General features: G+C 35.7%; 23 protein-coding genes. 9 read left to right on the forward strand and 14 right to left on the reverse strand.

Annotated features, from left to right (window positions below; genetic code table 11):
- Positions 1 to 30: 30 nt before the first annotated feature.
- The 5 genes from ppk2 (at position 31) to B8977_RS07040 (ending at position 6,378) form a co-directional block, all read left to right on the forward strand.
- A complete protein-coding gene (gene ppk2 / locus B8977_RS07020) occupies positions 31 to 813 on the forward strand; it encodes a polyphosphate kinase 2 (protein WP_084016987.1) in 783 nt (260 codons plus the stop codon).
- A 158-nt stretch (positions 814 to 971) separates the two neighbouring features.
- A complete protein-coding gene (locus B8977_RS07025; protein WP_084016988.1) occupies positions 972 to 3,416 on the forward strand; it encodes a DUF5686 family protein in 2,445 nt (814 codons plus the stop codon).
- Between the two features lie 9 nt (positions 3,417 to 3,425).
- Positions 3,426 to 3,872: a hypothetical protein gene (locus tag B8977_RS07030; protein ID WP_084016989.1), complete on the forward strand. Its 447-nt coding sequence runs from the start codon at positions 3,426 to 3,428 to the stop codon at positions 3,870 to 3,872.
- Positions 3,873 to 4,015: 143 nt separating this feature from the next.
- A complete protein-coding gene (locus B8977_RS07035; RefSeq protein WP_084016990.1) occupies positions 4,016 to 5,353 on the forward strand; it encodes a cytochrome ubiquinol oxidase subunit I in 1,338 nt (445 codons plus the stop codon).
- Between the two features lie 2 nt (positions 5,354 to 5,355).
- On the forward strand, positions 5,356 to 6,378 hold the full coding sequence (locus tag B8977_RS07040) for a cytochrome d ubiquinol oxidase subunit II (RefSeq protein ID WP_084016991.1): 1,023 nt from the start codon (positions 5,356 to 5,358) through the stop codon (positions 6,376 to 6,378).
- On the opposite strand, the gene B8977_RS15085 is transcribed toward B8977_RS07040, so the two are convergent.
- A complete protein-coding gene (locus B8977_RS15085) occupies positions 6,371 to 6,547 on the reverse strand; it encodes a hypothetical protein (protein ID WP_159447467.1) in 177 nt (58 codons plus the stop codon). The two genes, B8977_RS07040 and B8977_RS15085, sit on opposite strands and share 8 nt — an antisense overlap.
- A 64-nt stretch (positions 6,548 to 6,611) precedes the next feature.
- The gene (locus B8977_RS07045) at positions 6,612 to 7,319 is read right to left on the reverse strand and encodes a DUF421 domain-containing protein (protein ID WP_084016992.1); all 708 of its coding nucleotides are present in this window, start codon (positions 7,317 to 7,319) and stop codon (positions 6,612 to 6,614) included.
- A gap of 215 nt (positions 7,320 to 7,534) precedes the next feature.
- On the opposite strand from B8977_RS07045, the gene B8977_RS07050 reads away from it, so the two are divergent.
- From B8977_RS07050 to B8977_RS07060, 3 genes are all read left to right on the forward strand, one after another.
- Positions 7,535 to 9,034 carry a helix-turn-helix domain-containing protein gene (locus B8977_RS07050; protein WP_143736372.1) on the forward strand — a complete coding sequence of 500 codons (1,500 nt, stop codon included), beginning with the start codon at positions 7,535 to 7,537 and terminating at the stop codon, positions 9,032 to 9,034.
- A 118-nt stretch (positions 9,035 to 9,152) separates the two neighbouring features.
- The gene (locus B8977_RS07055; protein WP_084016994.1) at positions 9,153 to 15,236 is read left to right on the forward strand and encodes a choice-of-anchor Q domain-containing protein; all 6,084 of its coding nucleotides are present in this window, start codon (positions 9,153 to 9,155) and stop codon (positions 15,234 to 15,236) included.
- 95 nt (positions 15,237 to 15,331) lie between these two features.
- Positions 15,332 to 15,529 carry a hypothetical protein gene (locus B8977_RS07060; protein ID WP_084016995.1) on the forward strand — a complete coding sequence of 66 codons (198 nt, stop codon included), beginning with the start codon at positions 15,332 to 15,334 and terminating at the stop codon, positions 15,527 to 15,529.
- An 8-nt stretch (positions 15,530 to 15,537) separates the two neighbouring features.
- On the opposite strand, the gene aat is transcribed toward B8977_RS07060, so the two are convergent.
- Positions 15,538 to 16,167: a leucyl/phenylalanyl-tRNA--protein transferase gene (gene aat, locus B8977_RS07065; protein ID WP_084016996.1), complete on the reverse strand. Its 630-nt coding sequence runs from the start codon at positions 16,165 to 16,167 to the stop codon at positions 15,538 to 15,540.
- Between the two features lie 108 nt (positions 16,168 to 16,275).
- The gene (locus B8977_RS07070; protein ID WP_084016997.1) at positions 16,276 to 16,467 is read right to left on the reverse strand and encodes a CsbD family protein; all 192 of its coding nucleotides are present in this window, start codon (positions 16,465 to 16,467) and stop codon (positions 16,276 to 16,278) included.
- Between the two features lie 319 nt (positions 16,468 to 16,786).
- Here B8977_RS07070 and B8977_RS07075 point away from each other — a divergent pair, with 319 nt between their 5' ends.
- Positions 16,787 to 17,608, forward strand: a complete 822-nt coding sequence (locus B8977_RS07075) for a flavin reductase family protein (RefSeq protein ID WP_394334470.1) — start codon at positions 16,787 to 16,789, stop codon at positions 17,606 to 17,608.
- 41 nt (positions 17,609 to 17,649) lie between these two features.
- Here the strand turns inward: B8977_RS07075 and B8977_RS07080 are convergent, their stop codons facing one another.
- The 10 genes from B8977_RS07080 to B8977_RS07125 form a co-directional block, all read right to left on the reverse strand.
- Positions 17,650 to 18,186 carry a GNAT family N-acetyltransferase gene (locus B8977_RS07080; protein WP_084016999.1) on the reverse strand — a complete coding sequence of 179 codons (537 nt, stop codon included), beginning with the start codon at positions 18,184 to 18,186 and terminating at the stop codon, positions 17,650 to 17,652.
- Positions 18,183 to 18,725, reverse strand: coding sequence for a hypothetical protein (locus B8977_RS07085; protein WP_084017000.1), 543 nt, complete (start codon positions 18,723 to 18,725; stop codon positions 18,183 to 18,185). The genes B8977_RS07080 and B8977_RS07085 overlap by 4 nt, the downstream gene beginning before the upstream one ends.
- Positions 18,726 to 18,743: 18 nt before the next feature.
- Positions 18,744 to 19,223, reverse strand: coding sequence for an SRPBCC family protein (locus tag B8977_RS07090; protein ID WP_084017001.1), 480 nt, complete (start codon positions 19,221 to 19,223; stop codon positions 18,744 to 18,746).
- A 9-nt stretch (positions 19,224 to 19,232) separates the two neighbouring features.
- Positions 19,233 to 20,768 (reverse strand): glycine--tRNA ligase, encoded by a 1,536-nt coding sequence (locus B8977_RS07095; protein WP_084017002.1) that lies wholly within the window; start codon positions 20,766 to 20,768, stop codon positions 19,233 to 19,235.
- Positions 20,769 to 21,012: 244 nt separating this feature from the next.
- Complete coding sequence (locus tag B8977_RS07100; protein WP_084017003.1) at positions 21,013 to 21,447, reverse strand: hypothetical protein; 435 nt, start codon at positions 21,445 to 21,447, stop codon at positions 21,013 to 21,015.
- Positions 21,448 to 21,481: 34 nt separating this feature from the next.
- Positions 21,482 to 22,795 (reverse strand): ABC transporter permease, encoded by a 1,314-nt coding sequence (locus B8977_RS07105; RefSeq protein WP_084017004.1) that lies wholly within the window; start codon positions 22,793 to 22,795, stop codon positions 21,482 to 21,484.
- A gap of 30 nt (positions 22,796 to 22,825) precedes the next feature.
- Positions 22,826 to 23,752 (reverse strand): ABC transporter ATP-binding protein, encoded by a 927-nt coding sequence (locus B8977_RS07110; protein WP_084017005.1) that lies wholly within the window; start codon positions 23,750 to 23,752, stop codon positions 22,826 to 22,828.
- 106 nt (positions 23,753 to 23,858) lie between these two features.
- Complete coding sequence (locus B8977_RS07115) at positions 23,859 to 24,197, reverse strand: hypothetical protein (protein ID WP_084017006.1); 339 nt, start codon at positions 24,195 to 24,197, stop codon at positions 23,859 to 23,861.
- A complete protein-coding gene (locus B8977_RS07120) occupies positions 24,184 to 24,525 on the reverse strand; it encodes a phage holin family protein (protein WP_084017007.1) in 342 nt (113 codons plus the stop codon). The genes B8977_RS07115 and B8977_RS07120 overlap by 14 nt, the downstream gene beginning before the upstream one ends.
- A 52-nt stretch (positions 24,526 to 24,577) precedes the next feature.
- A complete protein-coding gene (locus B8977_RS07125) occupies positions 24,578 to 24,892 on the reverse strand; it encodes a YtxH domain-containing protein (RefSeq protein ID WP_084017008.1) in 315 nt (104 codons plus the stop codon).
- Positions 24,893 to 24,900: the final 8 nt, after the last annotated feature.

The raw sequence follows: 24,900 nt of genomic DNA on the forward strand, positions 1-24,900 counted from the left end.
ATTTAACATTCTAAAATTAAAAGTAAATCTATGGCAGAATTTGATTTAAATGATTTGGAAAAAATTTCCAGAAGTGAAGAAATCATCGATTTATTGGTTTCCAAAGGAATTATCAAAGAGAAAAAATTCCTTAAACAATTGGACTATGAAAAAGAATTGAACCAATTACAATATGAAATGTTGCGTTTGCAGGAATTTCTCATTACCAATAAAAAGAAACTTTTAATCATCTACGAAGGTCGGGATGCAGCCGGAAAAGGCGGAACGATCAGCCGCACGATTGCAAAATTAAACCCCAAACATTTCCGCGTAACTGCACTTCCAAAACCCACCGAAATCGAAACACAACAATGGTATTTTCAGCGATACATTCAACAATTGCCCAAACAGGAAGAAATTGTTTTTTTCGATAGAAGTTGGTACAATAGGGCTGTGGTGGAGCCGGTTTTTGGATTTTGTACCCCTGAACAGCATGAGTCTTTTATGAGTCAAGTCAATTTGTTGGAACATTTGTTAATCGATGATGGGGTCATTTTGATTAAATTTTTCCTCAACATATCTAAAGAAGAGCAGGCGAGTCGTCTTGCTGACCGCCAGGAAGACGAAATGAAACAATATAAAATCGGTGGACTCGACAAGCTGGCACAGGAAAAATGGGACGATTACACAAAATACATCGACAAAATGCTCAAAGAAACTTCCACCGAAAAATCGCCTTGGATTGAGATTAAAACAGATGATAAGAAAGAAGCAAGGTTAGAAACGATGAAGTACATTCTGAATCATGTTTCCGGATTTAAAAAGAGTAAATAGTTTTTTTAAGATTATAAAATCCTGAAAATTGTTTAAAGTTTAATTCAACTTTCAAGTTTTTGATTTTAGTTCAAGAATTGTTAGTAAGCATTTTTAAATCTCAAATAATTTAACTTATATAATTGATACATTTGCTGTAAGAAAGCTACTAATTGAGCATGTTGAAATTTTTACTCCCTTCCTTGTTATTATTTTCCCTGAGTGTTTGTGCGCAAACCAAACTGATTGTGATGGATGGTTTTATGGAAGACCAACCCATGGAAAACGTCACTGTGCTTTCTGATGACAATGTAGAATTGGGTAAAACAAATAAAAACGGCGTTTTTATAATTCCAGCTATTCATAACACTGTGAAATTGGTTTATGACGGTTATAAAGACAAAAAAATATTTGCTTACGGCAAAGACATTACAATTATGCTGCAACCAATGATGGTTGAATTATCTTCTGCTGAAATCACCAATGACGATTCCGAAGCGAGAAGAATCATCAAACAAGTCATTCAAAATAAAAAGAAAAACAGCATCGAAAATCTGAAAACTTACCAATACAAAAGTTATTCGAAATTTCTGGTGACCGCCAATAAAGATTCACTTCCTTACATCATGGATCCTAGAAATGAAGAGGATTCGAGTTACAATGACATTAGAAAATTACTGGACGAAAGCCATTTGATGCTGGGTGAACGTGCGATGGATCATAAGTTTTCAAACAAATTGGGAAGTAAAAATGTCGTGAAAGCAACCCGCATTTCAGGCACAAAAATTCCTGTTTATGAGTTTGTGGCGATGCAGCCCATTTCGCATAATTTTGATGATGAAAAAATTGATTTTTTCTTTAAGCAATTTACCAATCCTATTTCACAGTCAGGACTTCAGGAATATCGTTACCGAATTGTGGAAGAAGAAATACTCGAAGGTCAAAGTATAATTGTCGTTGCATTTTTTCCACAAAAAAGAGTTGATAACAAACAACAGATAAAAGGGCATCTTTGGATTGATAAAAACACAAAAGCAGTTGCGAAATTTTATGCAGAAAACCTTTCTGACAAAAGCATTGCAGAACTCGAAATGGATTGGACGCGGGTCAATGATTATTGGTTTCCACACCAGCAAAGGTATAGAATGGATGGTGGAAATATTTCTTACCCGTCTGTGAAAGATTCTGTCACAACTGATGGAACGGTCGTCTTGGATACCATCAAAAAGAAAGAAAAAGTATGGCTTCATCTGACCACTTCTTTCAAAGACGTAGAAACACCAAAGGAATTTGAACCGAAAGAATTTCGTGGCTATACCAATGAAATCGATATGAAGACGATGGATGACTGGGACGGAACGCTTGAATCTTACCGCGACAATTCACTCACAAATCAGGAAAAAAATACCTACGTAAAAATCGACAGCATCGGTGAAAAATACAATATGGATCGTAACATCCGACTGCTGCGGATCATCAGTTCCGGTGGGAAATATTCGATTGGAAAGTTTGATTGGGACTTGACGAAACTGGTTAATTACAATGACTATGAAGGATTTCGATTAGGACTCGGCGGAAATACAAATTACAAATTGAGCGAAGATTTCTCTCTAAATGGTTATGTTGCATATGGTTTCCGGGACGAAAAATTCAAATTTGGAGGTGGTGCAGATTTCTTTGTGAATAAGCCTTATTCTGGAAAATTATTTACGAAATATGCACAAGACGTTGAAGCTTCCGGAAGAAATCCGATTATACTTCAGAACAATTATCTGAAATTCCTCAATGGAAATTTGAACAATGTTTACAATGATTTCTTTTACAGTTACAAAAAAGCTACAATTGGTTATGAACAAGACATTTTTCAAAATGTAACTTTCCAGTTTACTGCAAATTATAACGAGCAAAATCCCGAATTTAATTATGAATACCAGAACAAATTCGACGGAGAAAAATACATTTCATTTGATACACAACTCGCCTTGCGTTGGGCACCGAAAGACCAAAACGTACGCACGCCTTACGGAAAAGTGACTATCAAAAGCGGATTACCGGTGTTTTATCTGACGGCAAGTAAAGGTTGGAATGTTTTCAACGCGGACTATACACCGACGAAATTGGATTTCACTTATTTAGATAATTTCCGTACGTATTTCGGAGAAACCAACTTACAAGTAAGAACCGGAGCAGTTTTCGGAGATACGCCGATTATGAATCTTTTTGAAGGAATGGGAAATGCGAAACGCGGCGACCAGATTTTCAAACATTTCGGATTGGCGGGATTCAATAATTTCGAGACGATGCTGCCTGGTGAATTTTATTCGGACAAATATTTTTCATTCCAAATCGGACATAAATTCGCGGGATTCAAATTCATGAAACGCGAAGTTTTTCCGGAATTCATTTACCGCGGATTGATTGGTGATATGAAAGACGTCACCGACCATCGTTTAACCAATTTCCAAACCCCAGATAAATATTATCAAGAAGCAGGAGTAGAATTCAATCAATTGATTTACGGCATCTTCGGCGTGGGAACTTATTACCGATTTGGTGCTTATGGACACGATACTTTTGACCAGAATTTCTTTTTGAAATTGACGCTGAAATTGACTTTGTTTTAATTCTCCTACATGATAAAATATTTCCCGCGAAGTTCTGATAAAAATAAAATTTTGCTTTTGGTAATAGTCATATTTTGTATTGTCCTTTTCTTTCTATTTCGCAAATCAGAATCCCAAAGAATTTTAGAAGAAAAATTAGTTACTGAAACATTTGATTTTGAGAATTTTAGTATGCATGACAAATATGTTATATCTAATAGGAAAAATGATATACAAAATGGGTTTATTTTATTGAAAAATGGAGAAAAAGTCAAATTTTGGTTTTTATCGCATCATTTAACCTCTGATGATGGAGGTACAATTTACGAATTTCAAGATGGTGAACAAATATTTTGTGAAGGAACACATTGTTGTGAAGTACAATATTTTGAGTTTGGAAAAAATAAACGTGAAGAATTAATTGATTCAAAAGCATTCAGGGCACACGTTAAAAAATACGATGGCTCAAGTCCTTAATTAGTATGTTTAAAGTAGGTAAAACAATGAACAAAATCATATAAAAATTCTTAATTTAAAATATACTAACTCACATTTACTCCCTAAATTTAATCCATCGGCCACAAACCTTATTTGATTAACATCAAAAACGCAAAAGTTCTATGGATGATTTCATTGCAGCACGTTCCCAAATGGCGATGTCCCTCGGTTTTCACATCATCTTCGCTTGTGTGGGAATGGTTATGCCGTTCTTCATGGCGATTTCCCATTACAAATACCTACGAACCGGAAATGAAATTTATAAAGGACTTACCAAAGCCTGGAGCAAAGGAGTTGCTATTCTTTTCGCTACAGGAGCCGTTTCTGGGACGATGCTTTCTTTTGAACTAGGACTTTTATGGCCTGAATTCATGAAACATGCCGGACCGATTTTCGGGATGCCATTTTCCCTCGAGGGAACGGCTTTTTTCATAGAAGCCATAGCATTAGGATTTTTCCTTTACGGTTGGAATAGATTCAACAAATGGTTCCATTGGGCAACCGGATTGGTTGTCGGACTGAGCGGGCTTTCCTCCGGGATACTTGTGGTAGCTGCAAATGCTTGGATGAACAGTCCTGCCGGATTTGATTATGTAAACGGAGAATACATCAATATCGACCCCATCAAAGCCATGTTCAACGACGCTTGGTTTTCACAGGCATTGCACATGGTCATCGCAGCTTTCGTAGCAACCGGATTCGCCGTTGCCGGCGTTCATGCGCTCATGATTTTGAAAAAGAAAAATATAGAATTTCATACCAAAGCATTTAAAATTGCTGCGATTTGTGCAACGATTGCTGCCATTTTGCAGCCTGTGAGCGGAGACATTTCTGCAAAAGATGTTGCGGAAAGGCAACCCGCAAAGCTAGCAGCGATGGAAGCACATTTCGAAACAGATTCTGCTTCCGCATTTTTGGTTGGAGGAATTGTGGATGAAGAAAATCAGGAAGTTAAATATGGATTGAAAATCCCTGGGCTGCTCAGCTTTCTAGTTCATTCCGATTTTGAAACTCCTGTTACAGGGCTCAATGACATTCCAAAAGAAAATCATCCGCCAGTTGCCATTGTGCATTATGCTTTTCAAATCATGATCGGATTGGGAATGTTTCTTTTTATGGTTTCAATTATTTACCTGTATTTATTAATTCGCAAAAGAAATTTAATCCAAAAGAAATGGCTGATGAAACTTTTTGTCTTTTCAATTCCTTTGGGTTACATCGCTTTAGAAGCAGGTTGGACAGTAACTGAAGTCGGACGGCAGCCGTGGATCATTTATGAAATTATGAAAACAGCCGATGCTGTCACACCGATGCCGGGAATTGTGTATTCGTTTTATATTTTTACTGCGGTTTTTGTTTCGCTTTCTGCAATTGTAATTTTTCTGATGTACCGCCAGATGAAAATGGTGGACATACTTTATGATGCATCTTCGCCTAATTACAAACATAAAAAACATTAAAAATGGTATATGTAATCATTGCTTATTTATGGCTTTCACTTTACTTGTACCTGATTTTGGGCGGAGCAGATTTTGGAGTAGGAGTGATGGAATTATTTAGCAAAAAGAAAAATAAAAGCACTGTAAGAGACACATCATACAAATCTATCGGACCTATTTGGGAGGCCAATCACATGTGGCTGATCATAGCAATTGTAATTCTATTTGTAGGATTTTCGCAGATTTACACCACTTTATCCATTTACCTCCACATTCCATTGGTTTTGTTATTATTGGGAATCATTGCGAGAGGAACGGCATTTACATTTAGACATTATGATGCGGTAAATGATGATTGGCAAAAAGTTTATACAACCATTTTTACAATCAGCAGTTTGGTAACGCCTTTCTTTTTGGGAATAATTGCCGCAAGTACCGTTTCAGGAACGATTGACCCAAATGCACAGGATTTTCTCACGGCTTATGTCTGGAGCTGGTGGAATTTATTTGGAATCAGCGTTGGGATTTTTACCATTTGCATCAGTGCTTATCTAGCTTCCATTTACATTATTGGGGAAACAAATGACAGGCAGGAAGTAAATTATTTTGTAAAAAATGCAGTCAAATACATGATAGTTCTTTTGGCTTCGGGGTTTCTGGTTTTCATTGCCGCCTATATAGATGAAGTTCCTTTGCTGGAATTGGTTTTTGGAAAATCAACAGGACAAATTGTAATTGCTTTGGCAACCCTTTCAGTTGGGATATTAATTTATGCTTTGAAAAAAAGAAATGTTTTGCTGATGCGGATTTGTGCAGCATTTCAGGTATTGATGATTTTGGTGGCGGCAACTTACAGACATTATCCGGATGTGGTTTTGCTCAAAGACGGATCGGTTTTGTCACTGCTCGAACACGCCGGAGCAGAAAAAACTGTAAGCGCTTTGGCTTGGGCATTGCTTTTGGGCAGCATTTTCATCTTACCCTTTTTAGGCTATTTGCTGTATTCATTTCACCAGAAAAACAAAATCAAAGACAAAATCAATTGAGCGGATCGTCAATTTCATTCGGTTCCGGTCTTTCTGCGCGTTCCTTTTTTTCTTCGGTAGGGCTGACTTTCGGTGGATTTTTTCTTTGCACAAACCAATAAAACACACCTAAAACTCCAATCGTACAGACGATAGAAATGATAACGATGATAGCTGTTGAAGTATCCATAATGCTTTTATTTAAATATTAATTAATACATTGATTGAACCAAAATCCAATCAATTTCAGGATTTTAAGTAACTCTTCGTTGATTGCTGGATGGAACCCATTCGTTTTTTTTACAAACTGGGCATTTACCACCCGCGCCGACTTTTTTGATTTCAGTATGGCCACAATATTCGCAGGAATGATGACCTTCTTTTTTTATGTATTTTGATTTTTTATTACACGACTCCGGCATAATGGGCAATCCATATTTCACGTCTTCATCTTCATAAAAAAAGACACTCATGTCGCCGGACATTTCTTCGATAGCAGTTTCCACTTGTCCGAGTTGTGAAATACCTTTTACCCTCAATTCTGACAATAATTCCTGTGTTCCTAATTTTTCTTTTGTGAAATTTTGAACGGCAAATTGTCCCTTTTCAATTAGACAACTTGGACTTCCTTCCATGATTTTTTCAAATCTTTGAATTTTCCCGATGAAAAATGTAATAATGCTATACAGCAAAATTACAACTGCGAAAACCAAAACCGAAGTCAAAATCCCTACTTCCTTGTAAAACATCGGGTCACCCGCTGCGGAACCCAATCCGATGATGACAACCAATTCAAATATAGAAAGCTGTTTTACGCTGCGTTTTCCGAGAATCCTCAATCCTATGATGATGACCATAAGCATAATGCCCGTTCGCAGCACCACTTCCCAAAGGAAGTCCCATTCTTCTTGTCCAATTAGAATTTCTTTCCAATTTATATCCATCAAAATTGCTGAAATCATAATTTAGATTTTTGAGACAATTCCAAAAAACAAGCCATTTTTTTGATATTGACATCTTTAGCGTTTAATCTATTCTGTTTTTTATTTGTTAAAATTTCTTTTTATACATTTACTTGATTTTTTAATGGTTAGGGCCCGTGATTAAAAATTGTACTCTTTACTTTCTTATTTTGTTGCCGTGTTTATTGTTGTGTCAAAATGACTTCAACCATAAATTGACACAGCAATTACAATCGTCTAAAAATTTTAAAGACAGTTCTGTCATTGTCAGAAAATTCATTCAGGAAAATGAAAATTTAAGTACTAAAGAGGCCTTCAGATTGCTCAAAGTTGCAGAAGATTTACTAAGAAAAGATTCGGACAAAAAGCTTTGGGCGGAATTTTATCTGGATGCCGGCGAAATTTATTTCCATCATTTGGAAATAGACAAAGCGATTGAAAACTATATCAAATCTTATGAATTTTTTGAATTAACCAATTCTCCCAATAAACAATTGATTGAATCAAGATTTGGAAATATTTACACCCAAACGGGGAACTTTTCTCAAGCGGAGGAATATCTTTTTAAAGCACATAACCATGCCTTGGCAACCAATGATAAGGAGCAAGCCGCTGAGAATGAAGCAAGCATAGGCTGGCTGTACTACATGGAGTATATGGAAAAAGATGATAGCGTTAAACTCGAATCATCTTTGAATTATTCCAAAAAAGCTTACAAATGGATAGATCAATATGGAGACGACTTATCGAAAATGAAGCTGAATGTAGCCATAGCCCAAATTATTTCTTTTACTCATAATGGCAGCAGTACGGGCGATTCTGCATATTATTACTATTTTCAAAAGGCGATAAAACTGGCAGATACTAGCAAGACAATTCCACTTCAGTCCAAAGCATTTGCCTATAATCAATATGCCAGGTATTTATTTGACATTGGAAGACCTGATTTAGCGGAAGTAAATGCAGAAAAGGCATTTGAATTTGTTAAAAACATGGAATCTTTTGAGAAACTGGCAATTGCTAAAACTTTATATAAATCTTACATAGAAAATAAAAAATTTGAAAAGGCTGCTCAATTTTTTGAAAAATATTCGGAATTGCAAGACAGTTTGAGGAAATTTGAAAAATATTCCAACATACAGACACTCATTCATCAGCAGGAAAACCCGAGAAAAGATTCGTGGATAGAAAAACATTGGGAAAAAGTTTTGATTATTATGCTTGCCTTTTTCACGATAGTATTTGTTTTTGTGAAAATGAATCAAAAGCGAAAATTAAAAGATGCTCAAAATGAATTGAATCAGTTGAGCCATAAAGTGTCGACTTTGAATTCAGATATTTCAAAATACGAAGATGAAATCATACAGCTCAAAAATGATTCAAATGCTAACATGATTGAAATGGGAGAAAAGGAAGCCCAGCTCAAAGATATACTCGAAACTCCGCTTTTGACCGATGATCAATGGCTTTCATTTAAACAGTCATTTGAAAGGGTAAATAATGATTATAGCAAAAGAATTCCCCAATATTTCTCAAACGTTTCCCAAGCAGAACTTCGTTACCTTTATTTGATTAAGTTGGGATTGAACCACAAAGAGATTGCCTCTGTTTTAGGAATTTCATCGGATTCTGTTCGTCTTTATAAACATAGGTTAGGCAAAAAAGTAACTCCCGGAAAAGAAAATGTCTTATCTGTTTTGTTTAATTCTAATTAATTTCATTCTGAATTTCAGTTAGTTGTGAATTGAAACGATTTTGAAACGCTTCGTTTTAATCATTATCACACACTTGTTTTTAATTTGGTTGAGAATTCATTCGACTAAAATTAACTACATGAAATGTAACCTGCCTCTTTGGGAAATCCATTCCGGAATTACTCAAAATCTGAAATTCTGTACATCTATTTTATTACTTTTTTCATTCTTTTTATCAGTCTCCGCGCAGACAATACATTATGTGAGGCTAGGGGGTGTGGGTGATGGGAGTAGTTGGGTAAACTCTTCAGGTAGCTTGCAGTGGTCTATAGATCAATCAAATGCTGGAGATGAAATTTGGGTAGCAAAAGGTGATTATCAGCTTGCTATGTACGAGTCTTATAAGATGAAAGAAGGGGTAAAGATTTATGGTGGTTTTGTGGGTAATGAAACCAATTTAAATCAACGTAACTGGAAAGCCAATCTTACCGTGTTGATAGGATTTAGTGCAGCCATATTTGTCAATAATAATGGGCTTAGCTCAGCAGCAGTGTTGGACGGATTTAAGCTTACAGATGCTTGGACTGGAGCGATAGTTAATACTAATTCATCGCCAATAATTAGAAACTGTATATTCGATGACAATAATGCACCAGCTATCTCCAATACTCAATCTTCTCCAATAATCTATAATTGTATTTTTATCAACAATATAATAGGTAATAATGCTCCGATAATATCTAATGCTTATTCCAATCCTGTTATAAGTAATTCATTATTTATTGGAAATCGTTCTTCAATTGCAGTAATTCATTCCGTACAAGGTAGCCCCACAATCAATAATTGTACTTTTTATAATAATCAATTAACCGGGACAGGGGGAGTAATACATCAAAATGCCGGTTCAGTCAAGATTAATAATACAATTATATGGGGTAATATATCAGGAAATGGAAATACAGCAGCCAATACTTCAGCTGGTGGAACTATTAGTATCAATTACACATTGGCTCAAAATTACAACGGTTCCGGAATAGGAAATTTAAATATTAATCCGCTATTTTTTAATATAAGTAATCTTTCCGGAGATGACGGAATATACGGCACGGAAGATGATGGTTTAAAACTCCGTTCGGAAAGCCCTGCAATAGATAATGGTGATCCATTGACAAATATAAATGGTGCGTCCGTCCAAGTTGGGGATTTGGATATAACGGGAAACGAACGAATTCAAAGAAACCGAATAGACATTGGAGCTTATGAAGGAGGAGTCTGTATATCTTCTACAGAAAGTATTTATGTTGATGCTTCTGTCGTAAGTTCCGGTTCTGGTGATTGCTGGGATACTGCTTTCAAAACATTAAAAGAGGCTTTGGATTTTGCGACTTTAAACAGCGAGATTAAAAATGTTTATATAGCCAAAGGAACTTATTATCCTACAGGAATACAAAATGGAACAGATCGAAATGCAACTTTTCTGATTCCACAAAGAGGAGGAATTGAAATATATGGTGGTTATCCGAATGGAGGTGGAGCCAGAGAGGTAAAAACAAATCCAACCATTTTGAGCGGAGATATAGGTAATCCAAATGATATTTCTGACAATAGCTATCATGTTATGGTAATGACTGGAACATCTTCTGGAGCCAATCAAGTAGTAATTGATGGTTTAATTCTTACCAAAGGAAACGCTACCAATGGGACTCAATTTACTTATAATGGAGTGCTTACCAATCAGAGTGAAGGAGGTGGATTGTTGCTACGCGAAAACGGTAATATCGGTGATAAAATAATTGTTAGAAATTGTATAATTAAAGAAAATGTTGCATCTGTTGCTGGAGGTTTGTATTTGTGGGCTTCTTCAGCATTGATTCATCATACGATTATCTCAGATAATTCTGCGATAGCAAGCGGTGGCGGTGTATTTATCTACAGTACACAATCTCCTAAAATAGTGAATTCATTAATTTATAATAATACAGCGGCTAATGGGGGAGGGATTTATAATTCTAATACATCAACTGTTTTGAATATTATCAATGTAACGATAAGTGACAACTTAGCAAGTAATGATGGTAATAATATCCATAACAATACGGGGGCAACCATCAATATTGTAAATTCAATCGTTTGGGGTGCAAATGCTGCAAAAAATATTTTAAACCAAGCAATTATTAATGCTTCTTACAGTGATATTTTACAGGTTAATGGAGTTTTTTTAGGAAATGGAAATATCAATCAAAATCCATTCTTTGAGAATATATCAGAAGGTAATTATAGTCCTTTGAAATGTTCTCCAGTCATCAATGCAGGTAATAATTTGGTAATCAATAATGCTCCGTCGGATTCCGGGACATTTGATTTAATTGAGAATTCCCGCATTTATGGAGGCACGGTTGATATGGGTGCGTATGAAGTTCAGGTCAATCCGGGTAGTACAAGTTTTACAATTTCAACACCTGCTTCAAACATTGCTTGTATAGGGAGCATTTTTCCTGAACTTGAATTTACAAGCAGCGCAAATTCTCGGGTTTGTTTTATTGTAGATGAAAACGTAACACGGACCATCTCAGCACCTGCAGGAGCAGTATTTTCTGAGGTAATTTTTGCAAGCTATGGTAATGCTTCTGGAAATTGTACAACCGGTTTTACAATGGGATCTTGTAATGCTGTCAATAGCAGAAGTGTTATAGAGAATCTGGCATTGGGTAATAATAGCTTTATAATTACTCCAAATAATACAACTTTTGGAGATCCGTGCTCGGGAACGGCTAAAAAATTGTACATACAGATAGCATACTCTTTTCCGGATTATGACTATTCATGGACAAATGACAATCCGGCAATAGGGCTTCCGGCTTCCGGTACAGGAAGTATACCTTCTTTTGAAGCTCTTGAAGCAGGAGTCGCTAACATTACGCTAATAGCATCATCAGATGCTTGTACGGTTTCAAATCCGGTGACATTTAAATATACCGTTCAGGATTATGATCCTATATATGTAGATGCAAGTGTAAGTATTTCTGGTAATGGAAAAAGTTGGGCTACAGCTTACAAAACTTTACAAGAGGCATTAAATGTAATTCCGACTCAGCATTGTAAATCTGATAGTATCTTGGTAGCTAAAGGAACTTATCAGCCCGCGAATGGACAATCATTTGTTATGATAGAAGGAGTTAAAATCTTAGGAGGTTACCCAAATGGTGGAGGAGAAAGAGATGTGGTAAATAATACAACTATCCTTAGAGGAAGTAACCGTTCTGTAATAAGAAATGATAATAATGGGTTGACAACCACAGCTGTTCTAGACGGATTTACAATCACTGGAGGTACTGCAACTGGAAGTGGGCAGTTGAAATATGGAGGAGGTATTTATAATCGTTTTGCATCACCAACTATTTCTAACTGTATATTTATAGATAACAGAACTGACATATATGCTGATGGTAGGGGTGGTAGCATATATAATTATGGTTCGTCTCCCATAATTGTGAATTGTACATTTACTCATCCACGTGCTGAAAGTGATTTGGGAGGAGCTATACATAATGAATATTCTTCAACAGTCATTGTAAATTGTGAATTTTTAAAAAATCATGCGGCTCAGCATGGAGGAGCAATTTATAATAAAGGCGGAACTCATACAATAACTGATTGTAGCTTTGTAGAAAACAGTGCCAATGCTAATAATAATGTAGGATCAGGTGGCGCAATTTATAATGATGGGGCTACTATAAGTATAAATGGATGTGACTTTACTTCTAATTTCGCATTACAGAATGGTGGAGCTATTTACAATATTTCATCTCAAGTGGTATTGAATAACAGTTCTTTTAAAGGAAACCGTTCTGAATTCTATGGCGGAGCTATTCACTCGGATACTTCTTCTTCATTTTCTGCTACAAACTGTACTTTTGAGGGAAATGAGTCATTTTATAGTGGTGGAGCGATAAATAATACCCGAGCAACCTTGACTTTAAATAAGTGTATTTTTATCAATAATATAGTAAGAGGGCAAGGAAGCGGAGGTGGAGTGAACAGTTCTAACGACAATACTTCTGCGGATATTTTTAATAGTTTGTTTGTTGGAAATCAGGCATATATTGGAGGTGGTGCAGATTTAACTTCTGGATCCCGTATTGTAAATTCTACTTTTTTTGGTAATAATACTTCTTACTTGGGCATTGGTGGGGGTATAAACGGATCTTCTTTAAATATTACGAATTCCATTATATACGGTAACACTTCTTATTATACACCTCAGGTTTCCGATAATAACAATATAAATTATAGTAATATTCAGGGAGAATATGGAGGGATAGGCAACATCAATACAGACCCTCAATTCCAAAATCCATCAAATCCAATTGGTGAAGACGGCATTTGGTTTACAGACGATGATGGGTTTAGGTTACAGGGCTGTTCTATTATTACTGATTTAGGAAATGACAATGCTTACACGACTTCCGGTGGAAATTTAGAGACAGATTTAGATTTGGCGGGGAATCCCAGATTGTATGGAACTAAAATAGACATGGGCGCCTATGAATCTCAAGGAGAAACATGCGTTATCAAATGGATAGGTTCACCACAGGCAGGATATTGGAGCAATGGTTCTGGTCCAGGATTGTCAGATGATGCGTATGTCGAAGGAGATTTAAATATTGTAAACACATTACAGGCTAAAGATTTTGAAGTAATGCAAGGCGGAAGTGTGGTTATCCAAGATGGCGGTTCACTTACTTTGGCTGGGAAATTAACCAATCAAAATATTGATGACTTCCAAACAACAGATACGGACGAACAAGCCGCTTCTTTCATCATCAAAAACGGAGGTAACTTCATTCAGACTATAGATTACAATGCAGATGATAACTATGGTAAAATAACAGTAGAAAGAGAAAGTCAGGGCATCATTCGCCTTGACTATACACTTTGGTCTTCGCCGACACGCGAGCAGCAAATTCATTCATTTTCACCAATGACGCTTCCAAACCGTATTTACACTTATGAAACGGATACCTCTAATCAAAATACGGATGGGGCTTATGTGATTGTTCCGGATGTAAATCAAAATTTCACATTAGGAAGGGGGTATTTGGTGCGTGCGCCAAATGATTGGGATGCTACCCATAACAACCAGGAAGCGCCTTATTTGGGAAGATTCATCGGAACACCTTTCAACGGAACCTTAAATGTTCCAACTTATCCAAATGGATATACCTCTTTAGGAAATCCGTATCCGTCAAGCATTAAACCTGAAAATTTAATTACTCAAAACCCAGGCATCCAAACGGTTTATTTTTGGAACAATCCTGAACGTATATTCAATCCATCCACTGGATTGTGGGAATACGTCGGAACACGATACGTAACCTGTTCTGCAGTTGGTTTTAGTGAACCTCAATATGAAGGAATGAGCATCGCGCCGGGCCAAGGATTTATCGTTTATACAACAGCTGCATCTGTTAATTTCAATAACTCATTTCGTGTAAATTCAAATGAAATTTTCTTCCGAACAGAATCTGAATCCAGAGAAAAACACAGAATCTGGCTTAGACTTTCCGATATTGACGATAAACAATTTAACCAAATATTGATTGGATACATGAATGGTGGAACACTTGGAGTGGATAATCAATTGGATGGAGAATTCTTTGGATATGGCGGAAGTGCATTGTATAATTTGATTGAAGATGGTAAATATACAATTCAGGCAAGAGAAATTCCTTTTAGCAAAAATGACGTAGTGCAATTAGGTTTCAAAGCAGAAAAAAAAGGGAAATTTAAAATCTCACTTTCACACTTTGACGGTTTGTTCGCAGATGGGGAAGTAATGGTTTATTTAAGAGACAATGAAATAAATATAATTCACAATCTTATGGAATCTGATTATAAATTTGAAGCAAAAGAAGGCGAGCACCACAGACGATTTGAAGTGATTTATAAAAAGAACATTCAACACCAGTTGATAAGCATTAAAAATCTAGCTAACAAAGTAGAAATTTATAAAGACAAAAGCCATATCGTAATAGAGTCCAGCTTGGAAAAAATAAAGAGCATTGAGATTCACAACCATCACGGAAAATTGGTTTACACAAATTCTAAAGTATATTCACAAACACACAAAATCAGCAATGAAAATTTCGAAAAAGGAATTTTATTCATGACAATTCAGACTGAAAGTGGACAAGTGATTTCTGAAAAAGTTATGAATAATTAAAATTTTAAAGAGTGAGTGCAGGATGTTGGGAGCTGAAAAGAGGCGGCTCTCGGCATTCTGTGTTCACACACAAAAAAAAATAAAATAAAATAAACATGAAAATAAAAACCTTGAAGTACATTTTATGTGCGTTTTTTTTTACAGTCTATACCTTTCCGGTGATAGCAGATCCTAATTCACCTGATGCAGGTGATGATCCACAGGCAGCATCTATTGACCATTACATTATTTTATTGTTTTCAGCAGCAGTTTTGATGGGGGCACGGTATTTCATTCAACCAAAGAAACATTAAATTAAAGATTAATCCAGGTAATCTAAAAACTCTTCAGCCGAAATCATTTCCGCGCCCAGACTTTCCAGATGTTCCGTGTGAGTCTGGCAATCGATGAGTTCATAACGATCTTTGTATTTTTCCACGAAATAAATAAATCCCGCTTTAGAAGCGTTAGAAACTTTGGTAAACATACTCTCGCCGCAGAAAATTCTTTTGCCTTCTATTCCGTAAAAACCACCCACCAATTCACCGTTTTTCCAAACCTCGATACTTCGTGCAATTCCCAGATGATGAAGTTGTACGTAAGCATTCAACATATCATCCGTTATCCAAGTTCCATCCTGTCCCAGTCGTGAAATCCTTTGGCAATTTCTCATTACTTCCTCAAAACAAGTATTCTCTGTAAAAGTAAACTGACTATCTCTCAGGATTTTTTTCATCGACTTTGAGACTTTTAACTCATCAGGAAACAACACAAAACGCGGGTCAGGAAACCACCACAAAATCGGCTCATCTTCATTGAACCAAGGAAAAATTCCTTTCTCATACGCCAGCTTCAGCCTTTCCACACTCAAACCACCGCCCAAAGCAATTATACCATCTACTGCTTCATTGTAGTCGGGAAATGTAAGTTCATCTTCATTCAGCCATTTCATAATTGTAAATTGATGCGTAAAATTAATTCTAATTCAGGATTAATTCCAACAAAAATTCCCTTCTCATCGACTGAGAAGGGAATCTGAACATGAATAATTAGTAAGGAATTATACCTCCCAATCTCTAATTTCTTGTTCAATCTGCTCACGGGTTCTACCGGATTTCTCTTGAATTTTTCCAATTACTTCATCCAGTTTCCCGTCAGCATAGGCCTCATCATCATTAAACCACTCTCCATACTTCTGCTTAAAGGCTCCTTTCACTTGATTCCATTTTCCTTCTAATTCTAACTTGTCCATAACAATGATTTTTATGATTAATATTACTTATTAATTTGCAAGCATCAGTCCGAAAATTGTTAACCCATGCTAAATTAATGTTAAACAAACTTGAGAACAAACATTTGGGTGCCTCTCTCCGCGCAGGGCAGCTTCACTCCGGTACATCCATTTCATTCCGTACATCCTTATAGTCGGGCCCTTTGCCTCCTTGGCCCGGGCTCAGTCATTACTGCAAATTATAGTTATATAAAAATATTTACCATGATTCAATTCATTTCCTCGGTTATTCAAATTGAATCCATAATTATTACCTTTGAATCTCAAAATTTCAGAAATGATCAAAACAATAGATACCTCGTTGGTAACCCCGGCAGAATCCATCCAATACTTACAAAACGCCGTAGCACCGCGTCCCATTGCGTTGGTAAGCACCATCGACAAACAAGGAAACGTGAACCTGAGCCCATTTAGTTTTTACAATGTATTTAGCTCCAACCCACCGATTCTTGTGTTTTCTCCATCAAGAAGAGTTCGCGACACGACTTCCAAACATACCATCCAAAACATAGAAGAAGTCCGTGAATGCGTCATCAACTCCGTTTCATACGACATCGTACACCAAAGCTCGCTTTCGAGCACCGAATACGACAAAGGCGTAAACGAGTTCCACAAAGCAGGTTTCACTGAGATAAAATCCCTCAAAGTTAAACCACCAAGGGTCAAAGAATCGAAAGTTTCATTTGAGTGCAAAGTCCGTGATTTGATTTCGATGGGTGACGGAGGAGGAGCAGGAACACTTGTTGTTTGTGAAGTTTTGATGATTCACGTGGACGAATCCGTGCTCAATGAAAGAGGTTTAATCGATACTAAAAAAATTGATTTGGTCGGCAGAATGGGCGAGTCTTGGTACACACATTCCAACGGTGATTCTCTGTTTGAAATCCCAAAACCACTCGTTACCAAAGGAGTTGGGGTAGATGCTTTGCCGGTTGAAATACGTACGAGCAACATTTTTACTGGAAATGATTTGGCAATGCTTGGCAACGTGGAATTCTTGCCGGAAAGTAATTTCAACGATGATGAATCCATCCACCACAAAGCCAAAGAATTATTGAAAAATGGTGACGTAGCAGGCGCTTGGCAGAGTTTGATGAAATAGATTTATTTCTACTAAAATCTGTGCAATCTGTGGGAAACGATTTACTTCCAGTCAGACTTTTGCATTTCAAACCAATTGCATTTTAAACGTGTTTCATTGTATTTGAAAATTTCTTTCAATTCAAATCCTAATTTGTTCAAAACATGGATGGAACCATTATTTCCTAAATCGGTAATAGCATAAATCGCATCAGTATTCAAATTTGAAAATGCCCAATTCAAAACTGCTTTGCTTGATTCGGTTGCATAGCCTTTTCCCCAATGTTTTTGTTTGAAACGGTAGCCGTGTTCGTAGAAATTCTGATGACCGTTGAGTTCATCGGTGTAATATTTAATCCCGCACCAACCAAGCATTTCTCCTGAAATCTTATCGACAACTGCCCAACGCGCGATGCCATTGTCTTTGTATTGCTTTCGAAGCATTTTTATTACTTCTACAATTTCATCTTTGGAAGTTACGGGAGTTTGCAAAATGTATTTATGAACTTCAGGATCGGAGTCCATTTCAAACATATCATCGACATCCGTCATTTCGATTTCACGGATGATTAGGCGTTCGGTCTTTAAGTGGATTTTCATAATGAATTTTTATTGATTTTATAAGTTTCAGTTTCATATCCTGTATTACAAATTAAAAGTAAATCACTTTCATTCTTCATTTCCCATAAAACGGAAGATAAGTTTTTATGTAATATTTTATAAGAATTGTTACTTGAATCGATAACTATCAAATTTGTGTCAGCGGTAGTTGTAGAATTCCATTCTTGAATAAAGATGAAATTTTCATAAATGAAAAACCAATCGCCAAAAATTTTATTTTTTAGTTCAGGAATAATTGGTTCAGATTTTAAATGGAAATATGCTGGTCCAAATCTTATTTCATTTATATATCTTTTTAGAATTTGTATGTTTTTATTTTCTACTAAAAATGTCCATTCTAAATTTGATGTATTATTTAAATTTTCCTGCTTTTGATTTGTTTGAAATAATGAAATTATCCATGCAATTAGAATAATAATTAGACCAATCAATAAAATAAAAGGATATAAAATAATAATAATAAAATTGAGTAATAAATTATTATTTCTTTTGATTTTAAATCTTTTAATTAATTCCATTTATATAGAATTCAAAGATTAAATATAGTTTAATAAAGATTTGTACAAATCAGTTTCAGCATATTCTTTGATGATTTTATTTCTTTCAATGAGGAATTTTTTCAAATAATTTGTCAGAATTAATTGTTCGACAATTCTTCCAAGAAAACCCAAAGGAGCTTCATAAACAAAAACATCTTTCATCAGCACACCCTCATTTTTCTGTTCGAAATAATGGTCGTGTTTGATGGATTTGAAAATTCCTTTTTGCTGTTCATCCCGGAAATGAAAAGGTTTTTCGAAAGCCGTAATTTTTGAGGTTAATTTTTGTGTGACTCCGAAATGTGTTGCTTCCCAAGTGACAAATTCATTTGATTCAATCAAACCTTTGGTTCTTCCGTCGATTGCTTTTTCATTTGTTTTTGAAGTTGAAATGGAATGTAAATCAATGCTTCTTGCCAAATCAAAACAAATTTCAATTTCTGCATTGATGAAAGTTTCCAGCTCTATTATGGGCATATTGCATTTTTAAACCTTAGCCAATAAATGTTTCATATTGACTTCTTTGTCGATGATTTCAGAAAGTTTCTCAACCGGAACTCTTTCTTGTTTCATCGTATCTCTGTGGCGAAGCGTCACGCTGTTGTCGTTCAAAGAATCGTGGTCAATTGTAATACAGAAAGGCGTTCCGATGGCATCCATCCTTCTGTAACGTTTTCCGATAGAGTCTTTTTCTTCATACATCACATTGAAATCTAAACGCAAATCATTGAATATTTTTTCTGCAAATTCAGGCAAGCCATCACGTTTAATCAGTGGTAAAATTGCTGCTTTGATCGGCGCCAAAGCAGGAGGTAAGCTCAAAACTGTTCTTTCACTTCCATCCTCCAATAGTTCTTCTTTCAGGCTGTTAGAGAAAATTGCCAGAAACAATCTGTCCAAACCAACTGAAGTTTCAACTACGTAAGGAACATAACTTTTGTTCAATTCGTTGTCGAAATATTGTAATTTTTTGCTTGAATGTTTTTCATGTGAACTTAAATCAAAATCAGTTCGGGAATGAATTCCTTCCAATTCTTTGAATCCAAACGGGAATTTGAATTCTATATCTGTTGCTGCATTGGCATAATGTGCTAATTTTTCATGGTCATGGAAACGGTAATTTTCTTCACCCAAACCAAGTGCTTTGTGCCATTTTAAACGGGTTTCTTTCCATTTTGTGTACCATTCCAATTCAGTTCCGGGCTGCACAAAATATTGCATTTCCATTTGTTCAAATTCACGCATGCGAAAAATGAATTGTCTTGCAACGATTTCATTTCTAAATGCTTTTCCGATTTGCGCAATTCCGAATGGAATTTTCATTCGTCCTGTTTTCTGAACATTTAAGAAATTTACAAAAATACCCTGAGCCGTTTCCGGACGTAAATACAAATCCATCGCAGAATCAGCCGTTGCGCCTAATTTCGTTCCGAACATCAAATTGAACTGACGCACTTCTGTCCAGTTTTTAGAACCGGTAACCGGGTCAGCAATTTCCAATTCTTCAATCAAAGCTTTTACATCAGCCAGATTTTCGGTTTCAAGAGATTTTGCCATTCGGCTCAAAATGGAGTCGATTTTTTGCTGGTATTCTATAATTCTTGTGTTGGTCGAAACAAATTGTTCTTTGTCAAATGAATCTCCGAAACGCTTTGCAGCTTTTTCAACTTCTTTGTCAATTTTAGCTTCGATTTTGGCGCAATAATCTTCGATTAAAACGTCTGCACGGTAGCGTTTTTTTGAATCTTTATTGTCAATCAAAGGATCGTTGAAAGCATCTACGTGACCGGAAGCTTTCCAAGTCGTGGGATGCATGAAGATTGCAGAATCGATGCCGACGATATTTTCATTCAATTGAACCATCGCTTTCCACCAATATTGTTTGATGTTGTTTTTAAGTTCAGCTCCATTTTGTCCGTAATCGTAAACGGCTGATAATCCGTCATAAATTTCACTGGATTGGAAAATGAAACCGTATTCTTTGGCGTGCGAAATAATCTTCTTGAAAATATCTTCTGACATGGCTTTAAATTAGGTTGCGAATTTAATTGTTTTTAGTCGTTTTGCGAAATTCGAAGTTCGAAATTCGTGGTGATCTTAAAATAATCAATTTAAAATATTTGAATTAATTTAAGAATCAAATTAATTACTCCTATCAAAACTAAAATCCACCAATTTCTTTTGAGCCAAGATTCAGATGAATATTTAGCCCAAATTCCAGAGAGAATCAGAAGAATTGGAATGAGGAATTTTAGAATTTCTGTACTCATTCTTTTATAGAATAGTAATAATTGTGAAATCCACCACCTTTACGAATTTTCTTCTCAAATTCTTCTTTTGAATAGATTACATCATTAATAGTTATAGATTTTATCTGTGTTTTTTCAATGTTTTGCCTACTTATAAAAACTGTTGATCTTTTTGGAGTGGTAATCTGAATTGTATTATTATCGATGGTTTTGTATTCAAGATTTTCATCTAATTTTTCTAATGTTTTATTGTTGATTTTTAAAACCTGATCGGTATATTTAAAAAAATCAGTAACTTTCTGTTTTCTTATTCTTTCAATTGGATGCATAAATTCAATTGAAATCTCTAAATCTTGTTCTGATTTGTTTAAGATAAAGAAATGAGTCAGATAAGAACAGGAATTTAGTATCAAAGAAAATCCAAATAGAAATAAAAAAGTTAGCTTTCTCATTTCAACAATTTATACATTCTCAAAAACTTGAAACTTAACTCGAATACCTCATCCACTTCCACATTTCTTTGAAAGAAGGTTTTTTGCCGTACATCAAAATTCCGACGCGGTAAATTTTTGAAGCGAAAAAAACCATCAGCAACATAGAACCAATGAGCAATGCAAGTGAAATCGCAATTTCCCACCATTCCACACCAAACGGCAATCTGGTAACCATCGAAATCGGTGAAGTCAGTGGAATCATCGAGAGCCAAAAAGAAACCGGTCCGTCAGGGTTTTCCAAAGTGGTCATACTTCCGTACATCGCAATCATCATCGGGAAAATTGGGTAAAAGGTAAATTGCTGTGTATCGGTATCGTTGTCAACGGCAGAGCCAATCGCTGCGAAAATCGAACTGTAAAATAAATATCCTAAAAAGAAATAAACCACAAATAAAATCAGAATTAATGGATAATCCATGTCAAGCAATTCGGTGAAAATTCCTTGTGATTTCAACATCCAATCAGGATTTGCCTGTGCCAGCATTTCAGTTTGCTGCGCTGAAACTTTCTCTATTTTTGATGCGAAAAACGCCGACCCTGCAAATAATAAACCTAATCCCATTCCGATCCAAATGATGAATTGCGTAAGCGCAACCATCGTCGTTCCCATGATTTTTCCCATCATCAGATTAAATGGTTTCACGGAAGAAATGATGATTTCCACTACACGGTTGTTTTTTTCTTCTACAACACTTCGCATAACTTTTACACCATAAATCATGATGAACATAAAAATTACGTAAGCCAGGAAAATCGCCAATCCGAATTTCAGATATTCGCCTTTGTCTTCAGCACCGCCTTTGAGGTTAAATGTTTTGATTTTGATTTTGGAATCGAGGCTTTTCATGGCTTCTCCGGAAATTCCGGCTTTTTCCATTTTCAATTCTTCGACGCGTTTATTGAGTTTTGATTCTAATTTTTCCTTGAATCCCACGCCGATATTTCCTTTCGTGCTTAATTCAATTCCGTTTTCAACTTTTGACAAATCATTTTTATCAAAATTTGGGATGATTAACAATCCATCAAGCGATTTGCTTTCTGCCAAAGTGTCTTTAATTCCTTTGATGTCCTTGGTTCCATAGAAATTATAAATTTCATTTTCGGTTGAAACCAAAGAAGTAATGAATTCATTGCTTTGATCCACAACCGCGATGTTCTTCTGTTCGCTGTTGGCAGACATCATCCAGGCAATTATTCCGATAATCCCTACAAGAATCAGCGGGGACAAAACGGTCATTATGATGAAGGTTTTATTTTTTACCTGTGAAAGAAATTCTCTTTTTGCGACGAGTATGATTTGGTTCATATTTTTAATTTAGAAGTCCGAAATAAGAAGTTAGAAGTTAGAATCATTTTTAACGGATTGTAAAAATATTTCGTTGATGGAAGGAATTGCTTCTCTGTATTGGACGATGTGTCCTAATTGAGAAATTTCCTGCAACAATTGATTTGAACCCGTGTTTTCGGGTTTTGAAATTTTGAATTGCGTTGTATATCCGTTGTTTCCTAAAGTTTCTACATCGAAATTATTAACAAATCTGTCCCAGGAATTCACTTCAGGATTTTCAATTTCCACGAAATATTTTCCCGATTTAAATTTGTTTTTTACTTCGTGAATCGGTCCGTCCAAAACTTTATTGGATAAATTAATCAAAGCAATGTGGTCACACATTTCCTCTACAGATTCCATTCTATGCGTAGAGAAAATAATGGTAGTTCCTTTGTCGCGCAACTCTAAGATTTCATTGGCAATAATTTGCGCATTTACTGGGTCAAATCCACTGAAAGGCTCGTCAAAAATCAACAATTCAGGATCATGCAAAACGGTAATTACAAATTGAACTTTTTGTCCCATACCTTTGGAAAGTTCGGTCAATTTTTTGTCCCACCATTCTGAGATTCCTAATTTTTCAAACCAGTATTCTGTTTTCTTTTTGGCTTCAGCACTGGAAAGTCCTTTTAATTTGGCAAAATAAAGTGCTTGTTCGCCAATTTTCATATTGTTGTACAAACCACGTTCTTCAGGCATATACCCTACCATCGGAATCACAGATTTATCAAGTGGTTTTCCATCAATCATCACAGTACCTTTATCGGGAGCAGTAATTTGGTTGATAATCCTGAGAAATGTTGTTTTTCCGGCACCATTCGGACCCAAAAGTCCATAAACAGAACCTTTCGGAATTGTCAAATCAAAATCGTTCAAAGCGATTTTACTTCCGTATTGTTTGGTGAGATTTTTTGCAACAAGCAAATCAGACATAAGAATTGATTTTAATAATTAGTGTTAATTCTTATGCAAATGTTACAAAATTTATTGAGAGTTTTTAATTGAAAAGAGGATTTAAGGCGGGGGATGGGTGAAATTATTATAATTTATCTTCCAGATAACCTTGAATTTTTTTAGCGACAATAGGTACTGCAATCGCAACAGCAATGGAAAGGATCGTTTTGCCGGTAGTTCCCATTTTCAATCGCTGGCTTGCTTGTCCGGAAATGAAGCTGAGTGCAGAGTTCACACCGTTTCCGATTGGTGATCCTAATACGGAAGAATTATCTTCAACTTTATTCACCAGATTATTAAATGTCTTGTACAAAAAACCATCTTGTGTTTTTTTGTCAGCATTTGACATTTTAGTTTTCAGTTGTTGTTTCGCCAACCTTAAATCAGCAAGAGTATTTATATCTTTATAATTAATCTTCGTCATCGTCATCTGAGTTATCAATGGCTTCCATAGCAGCTTCTATGGTTTTATTGGTTATGATTAGCTGAATTTTCTTTCTGAAAATAATAAAGATGACTAAAAGCAATACATAAACAATCATCACAAATAAAAATCCTAAACCAGTATCATCGAACCAGTTCCCTAAAAGAAATCCAGCCGCTAAACTACCTATAAAAAGAATCATTAAAACAAATACTCCCACCAACATTCCAAAAACACCAGCTCCAATCATATTGCTGACAGAGTCAACGATTTCGAGTTTAGCATAAGAAATTCGGTTGTTAATGTACTGTTTTAAATCATCAAACATATGCAGTGTTTTATTGGGTATTTAACAAATATAAGAAAAAAAATTGGGGTTTTTAAACCCCAACATTGTCTTGAAACTCATCTTTAGCTTTCTTGGCTTGACCTTTTACATCTTCAGCAGTTGATTGCAACTTGCTTTTCACATCAGCCAATCTGTCTTCGATATCTTTTTTAGCTTTTTTAGCTTTTTCACTGAAATCATTAGAATACTTTTCAGCTTCTTTTTTCAATCTTTCAGCTTCTTTTCTTAATTGTTTTCTTGTTTCTTCTCCGGACTGAGGTGCTAATAAAATTCCTGCCGCTGCTCCAGCTGCTGCTCCGATTAATAATCCGGCTAATAATTTGAATGCTCCACTTTCTTTTGCCATGGCTTTAA

Source organism: Moheibacter sediminis, assembly GCF_900176425.1.
In the GTDB taxonomy this organism is placed as follows: Bacteria; Bacteroidota; Bacteroidia; order Flavobacteriales; family Weeksellaceae; genus Moheibacter; species Moheibacter sediminis.